The organism is Kordia sp. E, from assembly GCF_056033805.1.
In genome coordinates, this window is record NZ_JBRASR010000002.1 from 1,200,149 (window position 1) to 1,224,861 (window position 24,713).

Here is a 24,713-nt window from a genome sequence, read left to right on the forward strand (position 1 = left end):
TTTCTTTTCATATTCATGATTGTAAATTCTCAAGAATTCTTAAAAAAATATGTAATTCATCGAAAAAAATGATAATTACATAGAATATTAGTCAAAATTTAACACTTTTGCTAAGAATTAGAAAAAATGAAGAACTACTGAGTATACACCTTTTGATGCTTCTTAAATACGATAACTAACAACCATATTCGTATCTCTATTCATCATTACTCTTCCTTTATTTTTACTAAGTGTTTTAAAAATTAACCAAATAACCAATTAAACAATGAAAACCAAGTATCTCTCTATGGGGCTATTAGCCCTTGGGATGTTCTTTTCTCAAACTTCATTTGCACAAACAGCTGCTCAAAAGCAGCAAATTGTAAGTCAATATGATGTGCAAAAACTCGGAACATTACAAAACAAATTTACAGCTGCACAAGTGCAAGAAAAGCAAAAAGCAATTCGACTAGCACAACAAAACGGTTGGGATGTTAGAAAAACTTTAGCAGATGGAACATTAGTAGAATTACAAAAAGTAACGCCTGATGGGACACCTGTATATTACACAACATTTAATGTAGCTGCTGCAAGATCTACAAGAGCAAATCATTTAAACAATGGAGGTTCTTTAGGATTAAACCTTATGGGTCAAAGCATGACAGCACACGTTTGGGATGGTGGTTTAGCAAGAACTTCACATCAAGAATATGATGGAGCAGGAGGAACGAATAGATTTTCTATTGGTGATGGAACAACAGCATTACACTATCACTCTGCTCACGTTACAGGAACCATTATGGCTTCTGGAGTAGATGCTAATGCAAAAGGAATGGCGCCGCATGCAAGTGCTGTAGGATATGACTGGAACAGTGATTTAGCAGAAGCTACTTCAGCAGCATCCAATGGAATGTTAATCTCTAACCATTCATATGGTTTTAGAGGTGATTTAGTTCCTGATCATTATTTTGGAGGATATATAACTGAATCTCGCGATTGGGATGAAATCATGTTTAATGCACCTAGCTTTTTAATGGTAGTTGCAGCTGGAAATGATGGAAATCAAAACGGATATAATGGAAGTCCTCTAGGAGGAAATAGTTCTTATGATAAGTTAACAGGACACTCTACATCAAAAAACAATTTGGTTGTAGCAAATGCACAAGATGCTAATATTGATGGAAGTGGAAACTTAGTTTCAGTATCTATCAACAGTGGTAGTAGTGAAGGTCCTACGGATGATTATCGTATCAAACCAGATATTACTGGAAATGGAACACAAGTATACTCTACGTATGAAAGTAGTAATACTGCATACAACTCTATTACAGGAACATCAATGGCTTCGCCTAATGTAGCTGGATCATTATTATTATTACAACAACATGCTAATAATACAAATGGTTCATTTATGAAAGCTGCAACCTTAAAAGGATTGGCATTACATACAGCCGATGATGCAGGGTCAAATGGACCAGATCCTGTTTTTGGATGGGGATTAATGAATACAAAAGCAGCTGCAGAAGCTATTACAAATAATGGAAGCGAAGCTAAAATTGAAGAATTAACATTGACTTCTGGTCAAACGTATACAATTACTGTTGATTCTGATGGAACAAGTCCATTACTAGCTTCAATTTCTTGGACAGACCGTGCTGGAACAGCAAATACTACGGTAAACTCTTCAACACCAGTTTTAGTAAATGATTTAGATATAAGAGTATCTAAATCTGGAACAACATACAGCCCGTGGAGATTAACAGGAGTTACGACGAATGGATTAGGAGACAATACAGTAGATCCATATGAAAGAGTTGATGTTGCTGGAGCTTCAGGAACATACACAATTACAGTAACTCACAAAGGATCTTTAACAGGAGGAAGTCAAAACTTCTCTTTAGTAGTTACAGGATTAACAGGAACACCTGTAGTTTGTAATGCAACAACTCCAACAGGAGTTGCTACTTCAGGAATCACAACTTCTGGAGCAGATGTAAATTGGAGCGCAGTAACAGCAGCAACATATGACGTACGTTACAGAGCAACAGGAACTTCTTCTTGGACAACAAATGCAGTTGCTACAAACTCTGCAACATTAAGCGGATTAGCAGCTTCTACAGCATATGAAGTACAAGTTCGTAGTAAATGTTCTAGTGGAAACTCATCATACAGTGCTTCAGTTAACTTTACAACAGCTGATGTACCAGCATTTTGTTCAGGAACAGTTACTTCATTCCCTTACAGTGAAGGATTTGAAGCAAATGACGGTTGGGCACAAATTACTGGAGACGATGGTGACTGGGTAAGAACAAGTGGAAGTACACCATCTTCTGGAACAGGACCAAGTTCTGCAGGAGAAGGATCTAACTATTTATTCTTAGAAGCTTCTACAAATAGCAGCCCTGGACAAATTGGGAATAATGCTACGGCTATCTTAGAAAGTGATTGTTTTGACTTAGCTGGAAAATCTTCTGCTTCGTTTAGTTTTAAAAATCACATGTATGGAACTAACGTAGGATCATTAACAGTACAAGGATCAACGGATGGAGTTTCATGGACAAGCTTATGGACAGATTCAGGAAATAAAGGAAATCAATGGAATGATGTTTCTGTAAACTTAAGTTCGTATTTAGGACAAAAAGTAAAATTAAGAATTGTTGGAGTTACTGGAGGCGGATGGTCTAGTGATATTGCTGTTGATGGTTTATCAGTAACGGCAGTAGATGCGTCAGCAGATACAACAGCGCCTGTAATTACATTAACTGGTGCAGCTACAATTACGCTAACAGTTGGAGATTCTTTCACAGATCCAGGAGCAACTGCTACAGATAATATTGATGGAAACTTAACATCAAGTATTGTAGTAACAGGTTCTGTAAATACAGGAGTTGAAGGAACATATACCTTAAACTATAATGTAAGTGATGCAGCAGGAAATGCAGCAACGCAAGTTTCTAGAACTGTAAATGTTGAAGCAGCTAGTACAGGAAACTGTTCTACAACAGTGAGCTCTTTTCCTTATAGTGAAGGATTTGAGTCAAATGATGGTTGGGCACAAGCTACAGGTGATGACGGAAACTGGGTAAGAACAAGTGGAAGTACACCATCTTCTGGAACTGGACCAAGTTCAGCGGCTGAAGGATCAAGCTACTTATTCTTAGAAGCTTCTACAAATAGTAGTCCTGGACAAATTGGTGGAAATGCTACGGCTATTTTAGAAAGTGACTGTTTTGATCTTTCAGGAATGACTTCTGCTACATTTACTTTCCAAAACCACATGTATGGTAATAATGTAGGTTCATTGACGGTTCAAGGATCAACAGATGGAAGTACATGGACAAGCTTATGGACAGATTCAGGAAATAAAGGAAACCAATGGAATGATGTATCAGTTGACTTAAATGCGTATGCAGGACAAACAGTACGATTAAGAATTGTTGGAACTACAGGAAACGGATGGTCTAGTGATATTGCTATAGATGATCTAAATGTTACTGCAAGTGACGGAAGTGGTCCATCATGTTCTAATGTTTCATTATCAATTACTTTTGATAATTACCCTGAAGAAACAAGCTGGGAAATTACAAATAGTGGTGGACAAGTAGTTGCTTCTGGAGGAACATATGCTTCTCAAGCAGACGGATCAACATTAAATATTGATGTTGGATGTTTAGATGATGGATGTTATGACTTTACTATGACAGATAGTTATGGTGATGGAATATGTTGTTCTTTCGGAAATGGATCGTTTACACTTACAAATAACGATACTGGAGCAACATTAGCTTCAGGAGGATCTTTTACTTCAACTGATACTACAAACTTCTGTTTAACAGCTTCTGGAACAACATCTACAAATAACTATGTAACAACAAGTGATGATACGTTTGCATCTACATTAGATGTGAAAATATATCCTAACCCAGTAAAAGGAGGAACGTTACATGTAACGACTACGCAAGATAATGCGAGTTATACAATCATGAATATGGTTGGGCAACAAGTAGCTAAAGGAAATGTTATTTCTGGAAATGTGAATGTTTCAAAATTACAAGCAGGTGTATATATGATTCAAATTAATGCTGGATCACAAACTGTAACGAAGAAATTCATTAAACAATAATAACCACCTATCATAGAATAACTAGTAAATAGAGTACTTAAAAGCCCAAACATGTAATGTGTTTGGGCTTTTTTATTATTCAATAATAAGTAGTGTTTTTTGAAGTACTACGAATCGTTAACACTTTTGTATAGATATTTTACTTAGTTTTGAGTTGTGATTCAAAAATCAAACATACTTAAAATACAGAGTTTCTTGTTGCTCATCGTCTTTGTTCTGATAAAGATAGGTGTTGCACATTCAGTTTCTCATGCTTTTTCAGATGATGATATTGCTGATTGTGAGCACTGTATTTTAGTTATCGATTCAAATAAGACATATTCTTTTGATCACAATACGAACGCTTATGAAAAGACTACATTTCTTGTTGAGTCTGCACATAAGCCAATTATATTATTATATAAAAACCCTATAATTAGAGTTTATCACTCTGATCAATTCTTCAACAAGCCGCCACCATCGCTTGCATAAATTACAGGATAGTATTCTTATAACCAATTTGTTAGGTAAATGTATAGTGTTGTAGCAATTTTCATTGTGAGGGCAACTATATGTATTTGCTACTTTATATCATTTCGGAAATTTCTATCCAAAACACTACTTAACATTAATTAAAAACACTGAATTGCTCCGTAAAGTTGTGCAATACGTGTAATTATTCAATACTAAAATTTATGATACAAATAAATAACCTTACCAAAACGTATGGAGATTTAACTGCTTTAGACTCACTTACCTTAAATGTGAAAAAAGGCGAAATATATTGCCTATTAGGAGCTAATGGAGCAGGAAAAACAACTACGATCAATCTGCTTTTAGGGTTTATAAAACCTAGCTTAGGAAGTGCTTACATAAACGATATTAATGTTGTTGAACAGCCAAAATTAACAAAAAATCATCTAGCATATATTCCCGAAAATTTAATGTTATACCCAAGTTTAACTGCGGTAGAAAATCTTGATTATTTCTCTGGAATAGCCAATAAAAAATTCAATAAAGAAGAGTTAGAGGAATTTCTAATAGAAGCCGGATTACAAACATCAGCATTTCATAAATCAGTTTCTAAATACTCAAAAGGAATGCGACAAAAAGTAGGAATTGCTATTGCTTTAGCTAAAGATGCAAAAGTGTTGCTTTTAGATGAACCAACTTCAGGCTTAGACCCAAAAGCAAGTAATGAATTTGGACAATTGCTACAAAAACTAAGACAAAAAGAAGTGGCTACTTTAATGGCAACACACGATTTGTTTAGGGCTAAAGAAGTAGCAACTACTATTGGAATTATGAAAGACGGACAATTGAAAGAACAATGGGCCGTTGACGAACTTTCACTTAAAGAGTTGGAAGATAGTTATCTTGAAACAATGTCATATAATTCCCTTTAGTTATGATTATACATACATTTAAAAAAGAAGCCAAAGAATTATGGCGAGATGGACGTGTTAGAATAGCTTTTATTATCGTATTATTTTTAACCGCAGTAGCTATATTAATTAGCACAAAACATTATAAAAATGTAAACGAACAATACCTTGAGGCGAATACAACTGAAAGAGGTATTTGGGACAGTCAAGGAGAAAAAAATCCACATTCTGCAGCGCATTATGGCACCTATGCTTTTAAGCCAAAATATCCGTTGTCATTAATAGATCAAGGAGTTGATAAATATACTGGAACTTCTATTTTTTTAGAAGCGCATAAGCGAAATGAAGCACAGTTTATTGCTGCTTCTGATCAAACTGGCTTGGCTCGTTTTGGAGACTTAACACCAGATTTCATCTTGTTATTTATCATTCCTCTACTACTTATTTTAGTTGCTTATAATAGTGTTACAAAAGAAAGAGAAAGAGGTACATTGAGGCTTTTAAAAAGTCAGGGAGCAGTTGGCTGGAAAATAGTTTTTGGAAAATGGCTTGCAATTTTTTCACCTGTATTTATTATTTCATTTATACTATTTCTATTAGCAGGTTTGTTATTATCTAATTTACCTGATTTTGGAGTTTTTAGCTGGTCATCTTTATGTACGCTTTTTGCTACATATATGATTTACTATGCAATTTTTATAAATTTAGTATTGATCATTTCTGCATCTGTAAAAAAATCTGGAATTGCACTCGTATTATCATTAAGTATATGGATTTTAGTGTGTTTAGTTTTACCAAAAGCAGCCAGTAATCTTGCTGAATACAAATATCCATATCCTACAAGACAGGAGTTTAGTGCCAATGTTGCACAAGACAAAAAAGAAGGTCTTGATGGTCATAATCCTTGGAGTAAAGCAGCAAAAGAATTAGAAGAAAAAACCTTACAGGAATATGGCGTAGATAGTTTGAGTCAGTTGCCATTTAATTATGATGGATATCGAATGCAAAAAGGAGAAGAACATGAAGCTGAGATTTATTTTAAGCATTACAATTATCTAAAGGCACAGTATTCAAATCAAAACGGAATCTATCAAAAATTAGCAGCAATTTCTCCATATCTCCCTACACGATTTTTAAGTATGGCAATTGCAAGAACAGATTATAATACGCATTGGGATTTTTCAGATGCAGCCGAAAACTATCGAATTGAAAGTCAAAAGTTCCTTAATGACCATTTTGCAAAAGAATCAAAATATGGAGAATGGGGCTTTAAAGCTGATGCAGAATTTTGGAAAAAATTACCAAAATTTAACTATGAGCCACCTTCTTTATCAGAAACGATTCAAACCAATACAACTAGTATTACAATCATGTTGGTTTGGTTAGTTGGCTCTTTTACCTTGTTGTTTTTCACTACTAAATCTCTCTAAAATGTTAAGATATAATTTTAAATATGAATGGCTGTTTCTAATTCGTAATCGATGGATTCAATTGCTCACCATTCTTTTATTTTTACTTTTTGGATTTGCTGTATACAACGGTATTCAAAAAGTATCAGTACGTCAAGCGAATATAGCAGCTGCCGTTACTGAACTCAAAGTTCAAGAAGCAGAAACGTTAAGTGTCTTAGACTCTATACAAAACGGACAAAAAGTAAGCATATCAAGATGGCGATTGCCTTCAAGACCTGTAGTCATTGGTAATTCCTTGCCAAGAGTTGTAAACATGCCAGCAAAATCAACGGCTTTTATAGCAACTGGTCAATCAGATTTATTTACACACTATGTACAACCAACCGTTACAGGTGATGACCTTTCTATGAGTTATACCGAAATGACTAGCCCTGTACAGTTGCTTTTTGGTAGTTTTGATTTGGCATTTGTGATCATTTATTTATTACCACTATTAATCATTGCTTTTTCTTTTAATGTACTAGCCTCTGAACGCGAAAGTGGGACATTAAAACTTTTGGCTTCCCAGCCTATACGCATCAGAACTTGGGTATTGCAAAAACTAGGATTGCGCTTTTTCTGGCTAATCTTATGTATTACGATCACACTTGTTATTGTCTTTGCAATTTTTTCATTCGATTTTGCAGCAAATTGGACTTCATTAGTAGTATTACTCAGTTATATTATAGTATATGCTTTATTTTGGTTTGTACTAGCGTTTGCTACCAATATTTTGATTCATAGTTCAGCCAAAAACGCCATTGCACTTATCGGTTTTTGGGTAGTATTTGTATTGTTATCACCGTCTATTTTAAATCAGTTGAGCAATACGCTATATCCAATACCTTCTCGTACATTAATGTTGAATCAAATGCGAACGCTTAAGGCTGAAGCTGCAAAAAAACAAGATGAAATTTTAGATAGTTATTTGCGAGACCATCCTGAATATGCAATTAATGATAGTACACAAACACGAAACTTTTATCACAGATACATTGCAACACAAAATTTGGTAAAAGACGAATTAAAACCCGTAGTTGAAAAATTTGAAACACAGCTCAACAATCAACACAAATGGGTATACAGATTCAGTTGGTTGTCGCCTGCGTTAACAATTCAGAACTCTTTAAACAATCTTGCAGGAACCTCTGAGATAGATTACCAACAGTTTCGATATCAGAGTTTAGAGTTTGCAGAAGAATGGCGAAATTTTTTCCTTCCATATATGTTCAACAATCAACAATTCAAGAAAAATGATTATAAAAACCTTCCCACTTTTGAGTATGCGTATACAAGCGGAACAAATTATTATAAGATTTTAGGGTTGCTTGCCATGAGTTTAGTAATTGTTGTGCTAGTATTTATTTTGAAACCTATGAAGCATCAGATAAATATTGTAGAATGATGAGGTGGATTTCTATATTATTATTGCTATTTCTTGTAAACTTTTTAAGAGGACAGGAAGCGAATACTTAACATAACAATTAGTAAAATTACGTTCTTAAAGCAGTTTTAATAAAAGGAATATAACTAGGCTTTTTTTCATATGTATTTATAAATATATTTTGAAAAAGGCCTAGTATTCAATTTACTAATGTTAGTAAACCCTATACATAACACCTGAAATTATACATGCAACACTTCATCATCCATCAATAATTCTTCATTACGAAGTCTGAGTAAAATCTGCGCGACAGCGATCACATCTTTTTCACAATACACAATGATACGATCGATATCATTTTCTTCATAAAAAACATCTCGAACTTGGCTTCCATCAATATCATCTTTTGGTGAAGGAATGCCCAAAATTTTTGTCATCAACTTTAAAGAAGTATAATGCTTGTAATCGCCAAATTTCCACAATTCTAATGTATCTAAATGTGGAATTTCCCATGGTTTCTTTCCAAAAAGATTCAGCTTAAAAGGTAAATTCATTCCATTAATAATCATTCTTCTAGCGATATATGGAAAATCAAATTCTTTCCCGTTATGTGCACATAATACATGATGAGGTCTGTTGAAATGTGTTTCTAAAAGTGTTCGAAACTCTTGTAATAAATGTGTTTCTTCTCCATGAAATGAAGTTGTTCTAAAATTTCGGAGATCACCTTTATTAGCAAAATAACCAACAGAAATACAGATAATTTTACCAAACTCTGCCCAAATTCCAGCTCTATCGTAGAATTCCTCGGCTGTAAAATCATCTTTACGTTGATACGTAGTTTTTTGTTCCCAAAGTGCTTTTTCATCAGCATCTAAATGATCAAAAGATGGATGTTCTGGAACGGTTTCAATATCTAAAAACAAGATGTGTTCTAGATTTATTTTATGTAACATAGTCTTTACTTTAGTACGTTAAAAAGGGTAAAATAGTTGTATATAAAGTTAAGACGAAGCTCTTTTTTTAAGCTTTTCTTTATAGAATTGCTTCTCAGCAATATATAAGATTTTTATGACTTTTGCAAAAACGATGTCTTTCGTGTTTTTTAAATGAGTTGTCTTCTCAATAGTGATTTCCTGTTCATTTTGTACACGTTTTTTAATGGCTTCAATTTCCACATCAGTAAACTTAAAATCACAAAATATATGTTCTTTTGCAGGACGTTTGTAGTGTATCGTTGCCGATTTGTCCCAAACCACATAATCTTCACCTAAAATTTGCATGAGTTGAATCATATAAATCGGATCAGTTGCCGAATACATACTTCCACCAAAAATAGCGCCTACATAATTTTTGTTTTTGTAGCTTAAAGGAATTTTTATTTTTACTTCTTTTAAGTCGTTACTAATATGTACAACACGAGCCGTTGTTCTGCGATACATTGGAGACAAATTGAACCCGTATTTGAATATTGCCGAATTAGACATGAATTTTTTCAAGAAGTTGGCAGCGATTTTGTACATGGTTTATAAATTTTACTTTTAACTATTTTTCAATGATTGCTACAATTCGCAAAGGCGCTCCACTTCCGCCTTTAATTTTCATTGGTAATGCAATAATTTCAAATCCACGGCTAGGTAATTTATCCAAGTTGGTCAAATTTTCAAAAGCAGGAATATCTTTACCTAACAAAATCACATGACTTTTAAAATAGGTAGATTGCCCGTAATCAATACTTGGCGTATCAATCCCGATAGCATTAATATTTCGTTCTTCCACCAACCATGTTGCCGCTTCCGCAGATAATCCAGGGAAATGAAGTTTTTGCACCGCGATTTCACCACGTTCGTCCGTTCCCATATATTTTACTTTGTTAGGATAATATTTTGCAAATCCTGTTTGTAATAAGACAATACTTCCATCAGGGATTTTAGTATTTTCCAGTTTTTCCCAAGCTTTTAGATCTTCAACAGTAATTAAATAATCTGGATCTTGAAGTGCATTTGAAGAAACGTCAATTTTTATAGCTGGTCCTATGAGTTTTTCAAGCGGAATTTCATCCACAGACTGTCCTCTTTCAGCAAAATGAATAGGCGCATCAATATGTGTTCCACCATGTTCTGCTGTGCTAAAGTTATTGGCGGCATAGAAATATCCTTTATCTGTTTGTCCGTTAAACACAGTATCTAAATTGAATTCTTTAGCCGTAACCCAATATACAGTTTCGTCAGAATACGAATGTGATAAATCAATGATTTGTTTCTGTGTAGTTTGTTTTTGTTCGGATGTAGTAGCATCCTGAGGGTTTTTACTTTCTTGTTTGCATGCGCATATGAATAAAAGTAGTAAAAGCACAAGAGTAGTAGGTTTTTTCATAATGATATGTTTTTAAAATTCTGGGCTTTTATTAAATGTAATAATTATATCAATAAAATATAACATTTATTCTGCTACTTTCAGATATATTTTAAAATAACGATTGCTGTTTTACAGGGTTTTCATGATCTAATAACCATTTTTTTCGCCACAATCCGCCTGCATATCCTGTTAATGAACCATCACTTCCAATAACTCTATGACAAGGTGTTACAATCCATAATGGATTTTTCCCGTTTGCTGCGGCAACTGCTCTGATAGCTTTTACATCACCTAATTTTTTAGAAAGCTCTAAATAAGAGTAGGTTTTCCCGAATGGAATTTCGTTTAAAGCATTCCATACTTTTTGTTGAAAAGCTGTTCCTTTTGGAGCAAATGGTAATTGAAATTCGGTTCGGGTTCCTGCAAAATATTCATGTAATTGCTTTGCACAGCTTTGAAGTGATTCTGGTATAAATTCTGACAGAATTTCATCAGAAGCATCATCTATAACAGAAATTTCTGTAATACCGTTTTCATCAGAAACGAGCCTTGTAATTCCAAGTGGTGTTTTTATATGTGCTATATGTGTATTCATCGTAACTAAACGTACAATTCATCGATAAAACGACAGAAAATATAGATGAACTGCATTTTTTTTATAGATTTGTCATGCCCAAATGTTACTGTGAACTTAATTACTTATTTAATTCCTATTTACTAAAAAATTAAGTTTAACACACATATTAGCATTAAGATAGTTGTTAGTAGTTGGTAATTAAAAAGACCAATGACAAAATACCCAGTAGATTTATTCTTCTGGGTTATTTTTTTCAATCAATCCAAGCTTTTTAGCACGCTTTTCCCAGCTCTTACGCGCTAATAGTTGTAAGTCTGCTACATTATCACTTTCGTCCATAATTTCTAACCCTAGAAGCGTTTCAATAACATCTTCTTGACTTACCAAACCACTTACCGAACCATATTCATCAACAACTAAAGCAATATGTTCACGATGTTCAATTAATTTTTCAAACAACTCAGGAATTGGCAAATTGCGTTCCGTAACCAATAATTCACGTTTAATAGATTCTAGTGGTTGCTCACCTTTACCGTGAATGATGGCTTCCATTAATTTATTTTTTAAAACATAGCCAGAAATATCATCTGTTTTTTCTCCATGAATTGGAATTCGTGAAAACTTTAAATCAGGATTTTCATCAAAAAATTCTTGAATCGTTTTTTCAGAACTAGCAATCTTTAACACAGATCGAGGTGTCATCACATCTTTTACCAAAATATCTTTAAAACTTAGAAGATTGCGAATCACTTTACTTTCAGATTCTTGAAATACACCTTTGTCGGTTGCAATTTCTGCCATCGCACTAAAATCTTCACGACTCAGTACACTTTCGCCATGTCCTTTACTTCCTATAATTTTTGTAAACAACTGTAAAATCCACAAAATACCCGAGTACTTTAAGATGAGTACCATAATATCGAGTGTTTTTGTGGTAAATTTTGCCAATTGTTTCCAATATTGAGCACCAATTGTTTTTGGAATAATTTCTGAAGCGACTAAAATTAAAATCGTCATGATAACAGAAATAATAAAAACGCCATAACTATCTTCATCACCATAGAGTTTTTTAGCTTCTGTACCTACCATAATTGCACCAACGGTATGTGCTATAGTGTTTAATGTTAAAATGGCGATTAACGGTTTATCTACATCTTGTTTTAAAGCTTTCAAATTATCTGCATACGCTTTTCCTTCTTTTTTCTGGATGTTTATAAACGTTGGTGTAACGCTCAATAGAACAGCTTCTAAAATGGAACATAAAAACGAAAAGAAAATGGAGATAACTCCGTAAATTATTAATAGTGTCATTGTCTGTGTTTAAAAAAGCTAAAATACTTAAAAAATGGTGATTGTAAGTGTAGAAATAAAAATCCCTAGCAATGGGTATTGAAATAACGATGAAATGCATAGAATTTTACATGACTAGCCAAAAACAATTTAGTTAAACAAAAAACACATAATTATGGAACAATTCGAAATGACTCCAAATTCAGAGGTAAAACTTACGGTTTCTATAAGTTCTGCTGCTATTGTAGGTTCTAATGTAAGTATCAATGATAAGATTATTAAGAAGAGCATTGCTTATAAGTTTACAACCAAACTAGGGAATAGTAATGATTTGAAAGATAAATTCTTGACTTCATTTTCAAATTTTTCTACACATGATGATAATACTGAATCTATTATTAATGCTACAAAAGTCATTTACACAGTAAGAGATTCAGAAAACTCAAAGCAGTATACAGGTAAATTGGTCAAAATAGACGATAACCTTTATACAGTATATCTAATTCTTAAACTTAAATAAATTATTACAAGACATGAAAAAAATAATATACATAATCGTATTTTCTTTGAGTTCAATGCTTGTAGCTCAAGAAATAGATGTTGATAAAGAGAAAGAGAAGACCAATCTTTCCAATCTTCAGTTGAGTAATGTAACAAGTCCAGCATTTTTAATACTTGATGAAACACCAACTTCAGTATATACTCCTGAAAATTTAAAAGCATTCATGATTCACTCGTTGCAAAACTTGGGAGAAAATATTTCGGTTGAAGTAACGCCATACTTTTTTTTCAATAATGAAGGAGAAACATTTTATAAATACAGAGGAATCGAACATGTTTCGGGTAAAAATACTGTTGAAGCAGGCTCAGGAGAAGATTTAAAACAAAATCATTTTTCAGGTTTGGGAAGGAACCTAACAATATCTGGAGCCTTTTTTAATAAAGAGTTCTCTAACGTAGAAGGCAAACATAAAACGTATGCTGTAGGAGTCAGAACAACACTTTTTAGATATTATAATAATGATCGTAAAATGAATCTTTACAATAAGGCAATTGCTAAAGCTAATATATTATCTAATATAGTATATCCAAGAGAAGTTGTTTTGAAAGGAGACGATGCAATAAAAAAATACTACGAAGAATTTAAAGAAAAAAATAAAGATTCATTAAAAGAGGAGTTAGCGTTACTAGAAGAAAACTTATCAAAAACAATACAACCAATGTTCCAGCTTGACGGTGCTATTGGGCATGCATTATTGTTTAAAAATACGGAAATAAATGCTGCTACTTTACAACGGACTAGTGCTTGGCTTACATTGAGAAGTTCATTTTTAATATTTGATAATATTGGAAAAGAAAAGAATAATAATTACTTAAATATTTTTGCAATTGGAAGATATGTAGAAGATGGTTTTTCATTTGCTAATGCAAAAAGGAATACATTATTCTATCGTGATGTTGGTGCAAAAATTGAATTAGAGATTTGGCGATTTGCTGTTGGATATGAATATATAAATAGAAGTGGCTCCGAAAGCAGTTACAAATCTTTAGGAAATCTGAAATTTCTTCTTAACAAGGATATAACACTTACAGGTGGATTTGGAAAAGATTTTATGCCAAACGAAAAAGGAATTACATTTTTCGGCATCAATTGGGGATTAAATTTCGGAAGTGATGAAGTGAAACTAAAATAATAATCAGTAGTGATGTTTTATAAAACACCACCTAGTCCTTTATAAAAGGTCAGCATATACAGTTGTTTTGAAGAATTTTGGAACCTAAGTTTGTTTCATTATTAAATCAAAAACTTTTTAAAATGAAAAAAAAGAAAGTAAGTTTAGACAAGTTGAACTTTAAGAAGTCAACAATTGCTGAAGCAAGCGGAGGAAGACCACCAACGAGACCAGCAGAACCTAGTCCAGAACCAGTACGTTGTATTTCAAGACCACAAGTTTCTTGTATTTTAAATTGGTGGCCATAGGATTTTAAAAGCAAAAGCTGTTTTGAAAATATACGTTTTCAAAACAGCTTTTATATTTAAAGTAATCTTTTAATTACCAACCTCTATATCTCGGAGGTTTTACGTCATTTAGGTTTAAATATACAATGACTTGCCCTCTGTGATGTGTTACGTGATCTTGTAATAAGTTCAGGATTTGTAACTTGGTTTTTGGACCAGCAAAAAATTCTACAACTTCTTTCAATTCTGCCGGAGTTGCTTTTTTTATAATAGCTGCTGTATTATCAAAAGCTTCAGTAATTGCTTTAATCACTGCTGCTTTTGTAGTATATGTTTGTTTTTTTCCTTCTTCTTTTTTGTCCTTGGCAAAATACGTTGTACTCAACCAATCCATATTTCCTTTAATATGTAACAATTGCTCACGAAACGTTTTTTGACGTTCTGTAGGTTTAAAATCATATTTATCTTCGGGCATTGCTTCCGCCATTTCAACCAAGTAGTTCTTAGAGTTTTCCCACTTTTCTAAAAAAGCAGCAATTGGTGTGTCTTGTTGTGCTTTCGCGATTGTACTTATAAAGATAAAAAGTAGTAGTGTATATGTTTTCATAATAATTATTTATAACTAATGATTCGTGTAGTGATATATATCGTTTTACCGTTTTCTGTTTCCGTTTTTTTGATCCAATTTCCATATGTATCATACTCATAGAAATCTTCTTCGGTATATTCGTCTGTTATATATTTTGAGGAAATTAATAAATTATCTTTGTAGTTAAATAGATTTTTACCTTTATCATCTGATATGGAGGTTATTCTATTATTTTTATCATAAACATACGTGATTCCTTCTTGTTCATAAAAACTGTCTTTTGAAGTTTTAATTCCTTCAATGTAATTCCATACATGAAAATAGGTGTTTATTAAGTAAATTTTGTTTTTTTGTCCAAATAATTTGTTCGGGCCATATATGATGTATTCTTGAATAATACCATCTTTTAAGTGATATTCACAAATTCTTTCAAATATGCCTTTGTCATATTCATGTTCTTCAATTCTATTATTAAAATAAAAGTACTTAGTTTCTTCAACAGAATTATAAGAATCTTTCGTAACAGGATAATCCTTAAATATAGTTTTTATACTCTTTATCTTGCCTGAGTCATCATAAGAATTTATATATGTAATCACGTATTGTTTACTAGAATCAATTCCTTTATGATATAGACCTTTATCATACCAAAACTGTTTTTTATTTACATCTCCAGAGGCTATCTCTGTGCGTGTAACCATCACTTTTTTAACTTTGGCAACATGTTTTACGAGGTCATCTCGGTCACTATCGGCATAAATATCGGCATAAATAATGTTAGCAACGCGGACTTCTTGTGCTTTCGCGAATGTACTCGCAAAAATGATTAAAAGAAGTATATGTTTTTTCATAAAAAATTAATTGGTATATGCTAAAATTGATTGAATATCTTCATCAGATAAGTTTGGAAACGGAATACATTTATAGCTGTTTTCTCCAGATGATTTAATTTTACTTGAAGAATCATTTCTAACAAACTTAATAATATCTTCTGTTGCAAAACGCTCGTTAATGTCTCGTAAATATGGTCCTGTAGATTGTTTATTTAATTTATGACAAGCTGCACAATTAGCATTGAATAATTGTTTTCCAGCTTTTGCTTTTTCATGTAATTGTGGAGAGACCAAATGTGTTCCGCAAAAAAGTATTGGTTGTTTCTCAATTTCCAATGCAGCATAGTATTGCTGTTCTTGTGCGTTTATATAAAATAACATAGCTGCTCCAGCAGAAATAATAAATACAAATATGGAAACCGCAACTTTCACCTTTATTTACGATAACAACTTAATTACATCTTTCGCAAAATAACTCGCAATTACATCTGCGCCAGCACGTTTAAATGCCATAATAGATTCTAACACCACCTGATCGTGGTTGAGCCAACCTTTTTCAGCCGCAGCTTTAATCATTGCATATTCACCACTTACTTGGTATACCGCAACCGGAACATCAAATTCGTTTTTTACTTCTCGTACAATGTCTAAATATGCCATTCCAGGCTTTACCATCACAATGTCTGCGCCTTCATCAATGTCCATTTCGGTTTCACGCATGGCTTCATGACGATTTGCAGGATCCATTTGATAGGTTTTTTTATCGCCAAAACCAGGAGCAGAATCTAATGCATCACGAAAAGGTCCGTAAAATGCAGAAGCGTATTTTGCACTATAACTCATAATTCCAACATCTACAAAACCTTCATCTTCCAATGCTTCACGGATGCTTAAAATACGTCCATCCATCATATCACTTGGCGCTACAATATTAGCTCCAGCTTCAGCATGTGAAACGCTCATTTCCGCTAACACTTCCACCGTATCATCATTGACGATGATTCCTTCTTCTACAATTCCATCATGACCAAATGAAGAATATGGATCGAGTGCAACATCTGTCATGATAATCATATCTGGACAAGTGTTTTTTACAGTTTTAATTGCACGTTGCATCAAACCATCAGCATTTAGTGCTTCCGTTCCTTTGTTGTCTTTTAAATTGTCAGGCACTTTTACAAATAGTAAAACCGATCGCAATCCTAAACTCCATAACAATTTTACTTCAGCAACCAACGTATCCAAACTGTGTCGGTAATAATTGGGCATGGAAGCAATTTCTTCCTTAATTCCTTTGCCTTCAACCACAAAAAGTGGTACTAAAAAATCGTTGGCAGTAATTATATTTTCTCTAACTAAACCACGAATAGCGGCATTGGTACGTAAACGTCTATTTCTTCGAAGTGGAAACATAAATTCTTATTTAAAGATAAATCAAGACATCTAAAATATCTTTTCTATTTTAGATGTCACAAAGATAATGAACTCATCTTGACTTTTTGTTTTTAACCGAAAATGAGTCAAAATTTGTTCAGATGAAGTTATTTTTAAAAGACATAGCATCGCTACGTATGAAGAAATAGCTGAAATATGGGCGAATTTTAGCCATTTTTTAGGAAATAGAAAAACTCAAGATGAGTTCAATAAATAATAAACCGAAAGTCATACCAAACACGCCATTTGAATCGTTGCGATTTCAGTTTTCTTGGCGAAATTATCAAGAGAAGTTTCTGGAGCATTTCAATTTACATTTAAATGACAATCATTTGCATGTTGTGGCGCCACCAGGTTCTGGAAAAACCATTCTAGGCTTGGAAATGCTGCGTAGAGTGCAAAAGAAAACAATTGTCTTTGCACCAACATTGACAATTCGGAATCAATGGAAAGATAGGTTAGACACGTTTTTTACAAAAGATGGTTCATTTACGAACTATTCTTTTGATATAAAACAACCCGAAATGTTAACGTTTGTAACGTATCAAGCATTGCATACATTTTATAAGTCGTTTGACACGAAAGAAGCGTTTCTTGCTTTTTTTGAATCCTACGGAATTGAAGCAATTGTATTAGATGAAGCACATCATTTAAAAAATGAATGGTGGAAGTGTTTGTTCGCCTTGAAAGATGATCGAAATTTAACCACAATTGCCTTAACTGCAACGCCACCAATTGACAGTACTGATCAAGAATTATCACGATATTTTGAATTGTGTGGACCTATTGATGAAGAAATTGCGGTGCCCGATTTGGTGAAAGAAGGCGATTTGTGCCCACATCAAGATTTTATACATTTTTCTACACCTGATGATGGGCAAATTCAAGCGATTGTTGATTACAGAGAAAAAGTAGCGGATTTTGTAAAAAGCTTGCAGCTAGATGAAACCTTTGTTTCGTTGCTGAAATCACATCGTTTTTTGAAGGTTACGGATGAAATTTTAGAAGAAATCTATAAAGAACCGAGTTACTTTTCAAGTATATTAATCTTCTTAAAATCAGTTGGAATAGAAATCAATCCGTTTCTACTAGAAGTGTTAGGTTTTGAAGAAAACAAAAAGGTCAGTTTACCAATTTTAGATTATAATTGGATAGAGATTTTATTGCAAAATCTAATATTTACAGATCGTGAGCAATTATTTATACAGGAAGAGTTTCTGGAAAAACTAGAAAATCGATTGCGTAGAGAAGGAATGCTCAATAAAAAACGAGTGCGCATTTTTGGTGATGAAGATTTGTACAAAACCTTAGCAAATAGTCCAAGTAAACTCAGAAGTATAGTTGATATCTTATACAACGAACACAAAAATTTAGATACACAATTACGCGTAGTTATACTAACCGATTATATTCGAAAAGAGTTTTTGACTTATGAAGATATTGCTGATGTAAATTTATTGGGCGTATTGCCCATTTTTCAACATGTACGTACGTCGTTAACAGATATTTCAACTTTAGCTGTGCTTTCTGGAACAATGGTGATTATTCCAAAAAATTGCCTAAAAGTGTTGGCAGAAATCAATCCTGAAAAGGAATATAAATATTCATTGTTAAATTACGATGATAGGTTTATTAATATTAAAATCAGCACACAAGTGAAATCTGATTTGGTAGCAGATATTACCGAATTATTTGAACTTGGACATATTACTATTTTAGTCGGAACGAAATCATTATTGGGTGAAGGTTGGGATTCTCCAGCTATTAATACACTTATTTTGGCATCATTTGTCGGTTCGTATGTTTCGTCTAATCAAATGCGTGGACGCGCAATTCGATCACAACAAGGAAATCCTGAAAAAGTAAGTACCATTTGGCATTTAGCTTGTATTGATCCAACCGTGACTGACGGTGGAAGCGATTTAGCAAAATTAGAACGCCGTTTTCATGCTTTTGTTGGAATTTCAAACACCAAACCTGTTTATATTAGTACAGGAATTGGCAGACTCTCATTGCCACCAGTATTTGATACGGAAGTTGTTGAAAGTTTAAACGAAAGTACATTCGCGCTAGCAAACAATCGAAGAAAGATAAAAAATGCTTGGGAAACTGCTATTCGAAAAGGGAATTCTTTAACGACAGAAATACAGTATTTCAACGAAGATCGTGCTTCAGGAACGCGAAAAAAACAAATATATCATCGCGATTTGGCAAAGTATGTTTCTGCCGAACTTTCCATTGGTGTTGCTGTTGTGATCATGCAAGTGTATTTACAAGAAGCTTTTGCAAGTACGCAAATAGGTTTTTTGTACGGAATTTACTGTTTACTTTCTATGATCGGCATTTTTATTGGATTCAAGATTTTTAGAAAAGTTCGTGTCTATGTACAATCGCGTTTTGTACATAATCATATGATTGATATTGGCGAAACGGTTTTGCAAACGTTGAACGAACTCGGTTATTTCACAACGAATCTTGATGAAATTGATATTCGATCAGAACATTTGCATGGAGGCGATACAGTTTGTAATATTTACGGCGCTACACGTGTAGAAAGCGCGTTGTTTGTAAAAGCCATGCAAGAAGTGTTGAATCCGATAGAAAACCCACGTTATATACTTGAAAAAACAAGCATTTTTGGTTCAAAATCTGATTGGCAAAATTACTTTGCTGTTCCTTCAATTTGTAGCGCTAATAAGAAAGATGCTTCGGTATTTTTGAAATATTGGAATACGTATGTTGGTGATGCAAAATTACACTTTACACGAACCGTTATAGGTAGAAAATTACTCATTAAAGCGCGTTTGTTTCACGTAACCAATGTGTTGAAGAAAACCACTAAGAAAGAGGTTATTTGGAAATGATGGTATTGTTTTTGATGCAAATAATTGTATAAATAATAAAATTTTTCTTAATGATTTTCGTTAAGAAATAACTAGCTTCAACTAAATAAAAACTGAATTATGAAAGGTAAATTTCTAAAACTTAATAAAGCGTGTAGTGAAAAGTGGGAAAACATGAAGCCTAATGAAAAAGGCAGTTTTTGTGATGTTTGCTCAAAAAATGTAGTTGATTTTACACAGTTGAGTCAATTAGAAATCTCAGAAAAAGTCAAAAATTCGAAAGGAAAAATTTGCGCTAGATTAACAAAAAAACAATTAGAAACACCATTAGTTGATTTTGAGATTCAGAAAAAATACAAGTTACCATATTCCAATATTGCCGCAAGTTTACTACTTGCATCAACTTTAGCTGTTAGTCATACAGCACATGCGCAAAATGAAAAAGCTCCAACGGAGTTTGTACAAACAACAAATTTATCTTCAAAATCAAACATCAAGCGAAATCAGTCAAAGCCTAAAACAACTTCATCAGATGGTTTTATCACTTTTAAAGGAAAAGTGAATACAGAAAAAGGAGGAAAGTCTGTTGAAAATGCTAAAATTACTTTTGTAACGGTTCAAAAAATGCTTTCAACATATAGTTTAGCAGACGGATCATTTTCTTTAGAAATTCCAGTTGAATTGATTGACAATGATAATGTAATCAGAGTTTCGTATGAGGAAGCTAAAGTTGAATCTGAAAAAGCAAGTCAACTCATGTATGATAATAAAGATTATGTTTTATCCAAAAAACAAATCAGTTCGGAATATAGTATAGATGCTTATCCGCTAATTTTAGTTCTTGGAGACATTAGTCATGTTTCTAAAGGTCAACCATTAGTAATTCTTGATGGAAAAAAGATTAGTTCTGAAGAGTTGACTAAAGCTCGACAAGGAAAGGTGAAAAATTGCAATTTAGAGACAAAAGACTTCCTTTATTTTGGATCGGAAGCAGCAGTGGCTATTTACGGTAAAGAAGCTAAGGATGGTTTGTTTATTTTTATAGATAAGCCTAAAAAGTAGGCTTTGGAGACACTTTTTTATGTTATAATGGTGTTGAAGAAAACTACTAAGAAAGCTGGGATTATTTTCTTTTAATTATAGAAACGATTAGCTTTGGTTGAAAATGTAAATTAAATTATGGAAGTCTTTCTTTCTTTATCAATCGTGGTTATTGCTTTAGGCTCGTTTATTATTACTTTTATAGCTATTATTAAGATTATAAGTAATGATTTTAATGGATCAAAGGCTCAATGGATTTTAATTTCAATGATTGCTTTTATTGGACCAATACTTTGGTTGATAAAAGGGCGGAAATTAATAATTGAAAAAAAATCACTAGAGTTCCTTAATACTAAAGATAAAGTTTCCTTCAAAAACCACTATTCTGAACTAATTAAAAACTTGCCAATACAAGTGAAGGTCTTGATTTTATCGGCTATAATTCTAATTTTGTTTGGATACTTTGTAAGACTATTTAATATTTATTTTTTCTGGGAAAGTAAATCAATTGGGTTTGGATTGCTATTAATTATGTTAGTTAAACTTCTTTTAGATGATATATATGCACGTAAAGAAAAGAGGTTAAATAGAGTTTTGTGTTATATAGGAATGGTTTTTTTATGCTTTACAATTTTTATGAAAGGAGTTATAGCTATTCTTTTACCAAATAGTAATGCCTATAAAGCTGCTACAGAACTATTAAAAAATAACTCAAATTTAGTTTCTGAAGTAGGAGAAATTCATTCTTTTTCTTTTCTTCCTACTGGAAGTATGGGCTCACAAAAAACTCAATATGGAACTACTGGAGATGCAAACTTGACACTTATTATAAAAGGTAAAAAAAAGTACGTTGAAAAGAATGTTATTTTGAAAAAAGAATCACAGGAAGACTGGACTATTGTTTCTATAAAATAAACTTCTTTTTTTAAGAAATAAAATTAAACAACCATGTGTAAATCACCATCATTCCTAGCACAATTCCGCCAATTAGCATAATATCTGTTGTGAAAAATATTCCGAAAAGCCCAACACAAATCATGGCGATTCCATAGAAAAGTCCAAACATTCGTGCGCGTTTTTTAACTCTTAAAAACGATGCTGGTAATGGTAATAATGCACAGAAAAACGCAAATCCCCATAACATAAACAATTCATTTCCAAGAATAAAATAAACGGCAACAGACGCAATTCCTGCGAAAGCAAGCCCACCAAAAGCATAACCACTATTTTTCTCATTGTCTTCTAATAAGTATTTTCCATACGAATCGAGCAATAAAATAGTGTTTGATAAAGATTCCATAATCCAACCGCCAAGTACAAATAGTAAGTACAAAACAACTAACGGAATAATCAAAAATGTTAAATCAGAAGCGCGTAGTAACGTAATTCCTATGCGATACGCCACATACAAACCAATGATGAAAATCCATTGATTTTTTGACGATTGATTGCCCATCCAAAAGGCATATTTTAAATACCATTTGTAAATAAAATTCTTTGATTTTAAAGCTGTTGACATTCCTTCGCGTGCATATTGCATGTTAGGATTCAGTTGTAAAGCTTGTTTGAAATGATGCAACGCTTTTTGTGTATCACCATTTTCCAATGCAACCCAACCGACGTTTGCATGTGCATAATCGTTTTCAGCGTTGTCAAATAATAAATTTTCAACGGTTTGTTCGGCTTCTTCTTTTCTATTTAACTTGGTTAATAAACGTGCGCGTAAATTTAAACAAGCGGTATTTTTCGGATTGAGTTTTAAACCTTCATTCACAAAGTGCAATGCTTCTTCAAACTTTTTAGTACTCATCAATAATGCACCTTTAAAGCCAAAATAATCAGCTTCATACGGATCGAGTTCTATACTTTGATTGACGAATTGTAGCGCTTCCGCAGATTTGTCTTTTCGAGAAGCAATCTGACCTTTTAAAAAGAATAAATTACCTTCATTTGGCGTTTCGTGCAATAACTCGTCTAATATCGTTTCTGATTTATCATAGGCTTCCATATTGAAAAAACACAGCGCTAAATAATACTTGCTTCCGTAATTGTAGACACTTTCAGTAATTGCTTGCTGTAAGTATGGAATGGCTTCATTAAATCGTCCTAACTCAAACAATTGAACGCCACGTTGATGATTTTTAGACTCCATTATTTTTTAATTTTTAAATAAGCTAAAATGTCATCGTACAATCCACTATCATTAGCATATAACGCGTAGTTTTTGGAAGAAACAAACCATTCTTTGGTACTAGATTTCACATTTTTAATAGCTTTTAGAATATCTTTTGTTGTCAATGGTTTTGGAATTCCATCTTTAAATGAAGCTTCCAGTTTTTTCTCTATTGCCACATCAATTGCTGCTTGAATATCTGCTCCAGAAAATTCTTTAGCAGCTTTTGCCAATGCCATATAATCAATGGTTTCTGTTGGCTTTTCTTTGAGATGAATATTAAAAATAGACGCTTTTGCTTCCACATCGGGCGGCGATACAAATATGATGCGATCAAAACGTCCTGGACGACGAAATGCCGGATCTAAATGCCAAGGAGCATTTGTAGCGCCAAGTACTAGAATTCCATCGTTGTCAGCGTCAATCCCGTCCAATTCTGCTAAAAATTGATTGATTACGGATCTTCCGGAAGTTTTATTCACGTCATTTCTATTCGCGCCAAGCGCATCAATTTCATCAATAAAAACTACACAAGGTTTGTTAGCTCTGGCAACTTCAAAGATTTCATGAAGGTTCTTCTCAGAATTTCCAATCCACATGTCTAAAATATCATTGATTCCAATACTGATAAAGTTTGCATTGATTTCTCCTGCTGTAGCACGAGCAATGTGCGTTTTTCCACATCCTGGTGGACCGTATAATAGAATTCCACCACCAATTTTTTTACCGTATGCTTTGTATAAATCTTGATGTTCTAATGGCTTAATTATTTTAAGATCAATTTCTTTTTTAATATCGTCCATTCCACCAATACTGGCAAAGTTTGTTTTTGGTTTTTTTAGAAATGACAAACCATCTTCATCTACAAAATCGGGTTCACGTGTTGTATTTACTTTTAAAGTAGTATCAAAATCTTCATTTTGGTACGATGGATCAAGCTGTATGAGTTCTTTGTACGTTTCTTGTGCATCGCTATAATTCTCTTGATTGATTTGGCAATAACAGAGCAATTCTAAATGTTTTTGACTGGAATCTACTTTGATAATTTCTTCCAATAATACTTCGGCAGCTGTAATTTTTTGCTGTTTGTAAAAACAACTTGCCAACTCGTATTTTGCTTCTATATGATTGTTATCTAAATCAATAATTTCAATTAATTGTTGTTCCGCTTCTGCAAAACTTCCTTGTTGCACGTATAGCTTTGCAATTTGAAGTTTGAGAGGAATATTGTTGGGAGAAAATTGTAATGCTTCTAATAAACTTTCTAACATTCGGTTTGTTTTTTGTCAAAATGTGCGTCTAAAATCAGTTTTT

At 33.0% G+C, this 24,713-nt stretch carries 22 protein-coding genes; 11 read left to right on the forward strand and 11 right to left on the reverse strand.

What is annotated here, in order from left to right; all coding sequences use genetic code 11:
- The first annotated feature begins 265 nt into the window (after positions 1-265).
- The 5 genes from ACUUYC_RS08380 to ACUUYC_RS08400 all read left to right on the forward strand — a co-directional run bounded on the left by ACUUYC_RS08380 (position 266) and on the right by ACUUYC_RS08400 (position 8,322).
- A complete protein-coding gene (locus ACUUYC_RS08380) occupies positions 266-4,102 on the forward strand; it encodes a S8 family serine peptidase (protein ID WP_474265227.1) in 3,837 nt (1,278 codons plus the stop codon).
- A gap of 195 nt (positions 4,103-4,297) precedes the next feature.
- Positions 4,298-4,573, forward strand: a complete 276-nt coding sequence (locus ACUUYC_RS08385; RefSeq protein ID WP_474265228.1) for a hypothetical protein — start codon at positions 4,298-4,300, stop codon at positions 4,571-4,573.
- Positions 4,574-4,776: 203 nt separating this feature from the next.
- Positions 4,777-5,487 (forward strand): ABC transporter ATP-binding protein, encoded by a 711-nt coding sequence (locus ACUUYC_RS08390; RefSeq protein WP_474265229.1) that lies wholly within the window; start codon positions 4,777-4,779, stop codon positions 5,485-5,487.
- Positions 5,488-5,489: 2 nt separating this feature from the next.
- Positions 5,490-6,896 (forward strand): ABC transporter permease, encoded by a 1,407-nt coding sequence (locus ACUUYC_RS08395; protein WP_474265230.1) that lies wholly within the window; start codon positions 5,490-5,492, stop codon positions 6,894-6,896.
- A gap of 1 nt (position 6,897) precedes the next feature.
- A complete protein-coding gene (locus ACUUYC_RS08400; protein WP_474265232.1) occupies positions 6,898-8,322 on the forward strand; it encodes a DUF3526 domain-containing protein in 1,425 nt (474 codons plus the stop codon).
- 221 nt (positions 8,323-8,543) lie between these two features.
- On the opposite strand, the gene ACUUYC_RS08405 is transcribed toward ACUUYC_RS08400, so the two are convergent.
- From ACUUYC_RS08405 to ACUUYC_RS08425, 5 genes are all read right to left on the reverse strand, one after another.
- Positions 8,544-9,257: a 3'-5' exonuclease gene (locus ACUUYC_RS08405; protein WP_474265233.1), complete on the reverse strand. Its 714-nt coding sequence runs from the start codon at positions 9,255-9,257 to the stop codon at positions 8,544-8,546.
- A gap of 48 nt (positions 9,258-9,305) precedes the next feature.
- Positions 9,306-9,824: a DUF4442 domain-containing protein gene (locus tag ACUUYC_RS08410; RefSeq protein ID WP_474265234.1), complete on the reverse strand. Its 519-nt coding sequence runs from the start codon at positions 9,822-9,824 to the stop codon at positions 9,306-9,308.
- A gap of 22 nt (positions 9,825-9,846) precedes the next feature.
- Complete coding sequence (locus ACUUYC_RS08415; protein WP_474265235.1) at positions 9,847-10,677, reverse strand: cyclase family protein; 831 nt, start codon at positions 10,675-10,677, stop codon at positions 9,847-9,849.
- Positions 10,678-10,768: 91 nt separating this feature from the next.
- Entirely contained in the window at positions 10,769-11,254 is a 486-nt protein-coding gene (locus ACUUYC_RS08420) for a methylated-DNA--[protein]-cysteine S-methyltransferase (RefSeq protein ID WP_474265236.1), read from the reverse strand.
- Positions 11,255-11,467: 213 nt separating this feature from the next.
- Positions 11,468-12,547: a CNNM domain-containing protein gene (locus ACUUYC_RS08425; protein WP_474265237.1), complete on the reverse strand. Its 1,080-nt coding sequence runs from the start codon at positions 12,545-12,547 to the stop codon at positions 11,468-11,470.
- A 154-nt stretch (positions 12,548-12,701) separates the two neighbouring features.
- Here ACUUYC_RS08425 and ACUUYC_RS08430 point away from each other — a divergent pair, with 154 nt between their 5' ends.
- The 3 genes from ACUUYC_RS08430 to ACUUYC_RS08440 all read left to right on the forward strand — a co-directional run bounded on the left by ACUUYC_RS08430 (position 12,702) and on the right by ACUUYC_RS08440 (position 14,507).
- A complete protein-coding gene (locus ACUUYC_RS08430; RefSeq protein ID WP_474265238.1) occupies positions 12,702-13,046 on the forward strand; it encodes a hypothetical protein in 345 nt (114 codons plus the stop codon).
- A gap of 13 nt (positions 13,047-13,059) precedes the next feature.
- Positions 13,060-14,220: a hypothetical protein gene (locus ACUUYC_RS08435; protein ID WP_474265239.1), complete on the forward strand. Its 1,161-nt coding sequence runs from the start codon at positions 13,060-13,062 to the stop codon at positions 14,218-14,220.
- 122 nt (positions 14,221-14,342) lie between these two features.
- Entirely contained in the window at positions 14,343-14,507 is a 165-nt protein-coding gene (locus ACUUYC_RS08440) for a hypothetical protein (protein ID WP_474265240.1), read from the forward strand.
- A 73-nt stretch (positions 14,508-14,580) separates the two neighbouring features.
- Here the strand turns inward: ACUUYC_RS08440 and ACUUYC_RS08445 are convergent, their stop codons facing one another.
- From ACUUYC_RS08445 to hemB, 4 genes are read right to left on the reverse strand one after another with little or no spacing between them, the layout of a single operon-like run.
- Positions 14,581-15,093: a DinB family protein gene (locus tag ACUUYC_RS08445; protein ID WP_474265241.1), complete on the reverse strand. Its 513-nt coding sequence runs from the start codon at positions 15,091-15,093 to the stop codon at positions 14,581-14,583.
- Between the two features lie 5 nt (positions 15,094-15,098).
- Positions 15,099-15,926, reverse strand: a complete 828-nt coding sequence (locus ACUUYC_RS08450; RefSeq protein ID WP_474265242.1) for a hypothetical protein — start codon at positions 15,924-15,926, stop codon at positions 15,099-15,101.
- Positions 15,927-15,932: 6 nt separating this feature from the next.
- Positions 15,933-16,340, reverse strand: coding sequence for a c-type cytochrome (locus ACUUYC_RS08455; RefSeq protein ID WP_474265243.1), 408 nt, complete (start codon positions 16,338-16,340; stop codon positions 15,933-15,935).
- A 6-nt stretch (positions 16,341-16,346) separates the two neighbouring features.
- Positions 16,347-17,321: a porphobilinogen synthase gene (gene hemB / locus ACUUYC_RS08460; RefSeq protein WP_474265244.1), complete on the reverse strand. Its 975-nt coding sequence runs from the start codon at positions 17,319-17,321 to the stop codon at positions 16,347-16,349.
- Positions 17,322-17,542: 221 nt separating this feature from the next.
- On the opposite strand from hemB, the gene ACUUYC_RS08465 reads away from it, so the two are divergent.
- From ACUUYC_RS08465 to ACUUYC_RS08475, 3 genes are all read left to right on the forward strand, one after another.
- Positions 17,543-20,206 (forward strand): DEAD/DEAH box helicase family protein, encoded by a 2,664-nt coding sequence (locus ACUUYC_RS08465; protein ID WP_474265245.1) that lies wholly within the window; start codon positions 17,543-17,545, stop codon positions 20,204-20,206.
- A gap of 99 nt (positions 20,207-20,305) precedes the next feature.
- Positions 20,306-21,247, forward strand: a complete 942-nt coding sequence (locus ACUUYC_RS08470; RefSeq protein WP_474265246.1) for a hypothetical protein — start codon at positions 20,306-20,308, stop codon at positions 21,245-21,247.
- Positions 21,248-21,364: 117 nt separating this feature from the next.
- A complete protein-coding gene (locus ACUUYC_RS08475; RefSeq protein ID WP_474265247.1) occupies positions 21,365-22,141 on the forward strand; it encodes a hypothetical protein in 777 nt (258 codons plus the stop codon).
- A 10-nt stretch (positions 22,142-22,151) separates the two neighbouring features.
- Here the strand turns inward: ACUUYC_RS08475 and ACUUYC_RS08480 are convergent, their stop codons facing one another.
- Complete coding sequence (locus ACUUYC_RS08480) at positions 22,152-23,378, reverse strand: tetratricopeptide repeat protein (RefSeq protein ID WP_474265248.1); 1,227 nt, start codon at positions 23,376-23,378, stop codon at positions 22,152-22,154.
- Complete coding sequence (locus ACUUYC_RS08485; RefSeq protein ID WP_474265249.1) at positions 23,378-24,670, reverse strand: AAA family ATPase; 1,293 nt, start codon at positions 24,668-24,670, stop codon at positions 23,378-23,380. Before ACUUYC_RS08485 ends, ACUUYC_RS08480 begins: the two co-directional genes overlap by 1 nt.
- Between the last annotated feature and the right edge of the window lie 43 nt (positions 24,671-24,713).

Coding starts and splice junctions, on each gene's coding strand:
- ACUUYC_RS08420 (WP_474265236.1), bottom strand. CDS start 11,254: ATGAATACACATATAGCACATATAAAAACACCACTTGGAATTACAAGG.
- ACUUYC_RS08405 (WP_474265233.1), bottom strand. CDS start 9,257: ATGTTACATAAAATAAATCTAGAACACATCTTGTTTTTAGATATTGAA.
- ACUUYC_RS08400 (WP_474265232.1), top strand. CDS start 6,898: ATGTTAAGATATAATTTTAAATATGAATGGCTGTTTCTAATTCGTAAT.
- ACUUYC_RS08395 (WP_474265230.1), top strand. CDS start 5,490: ATGATTATACATACATTTAAAAAAGAAGCCAAAGAATTATGGCGAGAT.
- ACUUYC_RS08470 (WP_474265246.1), top strand. CDS start 20,306: ATGAAAGGTAAATTTCTAAAACTTAATAAAGCGTGTAGTGAAAAGTGG.
- ACUUYC_RS08450 (WP_474265242.1), bottom strand. CDS start 15,926: ATGAAAAAACATATACTTCTTTTAATCATTTTTGCGAGTACATTCGCG.
- ACUUYC_RS08430 (WP_474265238.1), top strand. CDS start 12,702: ATGGAACAATTCGAAATGACTCCAAATTCAGAGGTAAAACTTACGGTT.
- ACUUYC_RS08480 (WP_474265248.1), bottom strand. CDS start 23,378: ATGGAGTCTAAAAATCATCAACGTGGCGTTCAATTGTTTGAGTTAGGA.
- ACUUYC_RS08475 (WP_474265247.1), top strand. CDS start 21,365: ATGGAAGTCTTTCTTTCTTTATCAATCGTGGTTATTGCTTTAGGCTCG.
- hemB (WP_474265244.1), bottom strand. CDS start 17,321: ATGTTTCCACTTCGAAGAAATAGACGTTTACGTACCAATGCCGCTATT.
- ACUUYC_RS08390 (WP_474265229.1), top strand. CDS start 4,777: ATGATACAAATAAATAACCTTACCAAAACGTATGGAGATTTAACTGCT.
- ACUUYC_RS08485 (WP_474265249.1), bottom strand. CDS start 24,670: ATGTTAGAAAGTTTATTAGAAGCATTACAATTTTCTCCCAACAATATT.
- ACUUYC_RS08415 (WP_474265235.1), bottom strand. CDS start 10,677: ATGAAAAAACCTACTACTCTTGTGCTTTTACTACTTTTATTCATATGC.
- ACUUYC_RS08435 (WP_474265239.1), top strand. CDS start 13,060: ATGAAAAAAATAATATACATAATCGTATTTTCTTTGAGTTCAATGCTT.
- ACUUYC_RS08445 (WP_474265241.1), bottom strand. CDS start 15,093: ATGAAAACATATACACTACTACTTTTTATCTTTATAAGTACAATCGCG.
- ACUUYC_RS08380 (WP_474265227.1), top strand. CDS start 266: ATGAAAACCAAGTATCTCTCTATGGGGCTATTAGCCCTTGGGATGTTC.
- ACUUYC_RS08465 (WP_474265245.1), top strand. CDS start 17,543: ATGAGTTCAATAAATAATAAACCGAAAGTCATACCAAACACGCCATTT.
- ACUUYC_RS08410 (WP_474265234.1), bottom strand. CDS start 9,824: ATGTACAAAATCGCTGCCAACTTCTTGAAAAAATTCATGTCTAATTCG.
- ACUUYC_RS08425 (WP_474265237.1), bottom strand. CDS start 12,547: ATGACACTATTAATAATTTACGGAGTTATCTCCATTTTCTTTTCGTTT.
- ACUUYC_RS08440 (WP_474265240.1), top strand. CDS start 14,343: ATGAAAAAAAAGAAAGTAAGTTTAGACAAGTTGAACTTTAAGAAGTCA.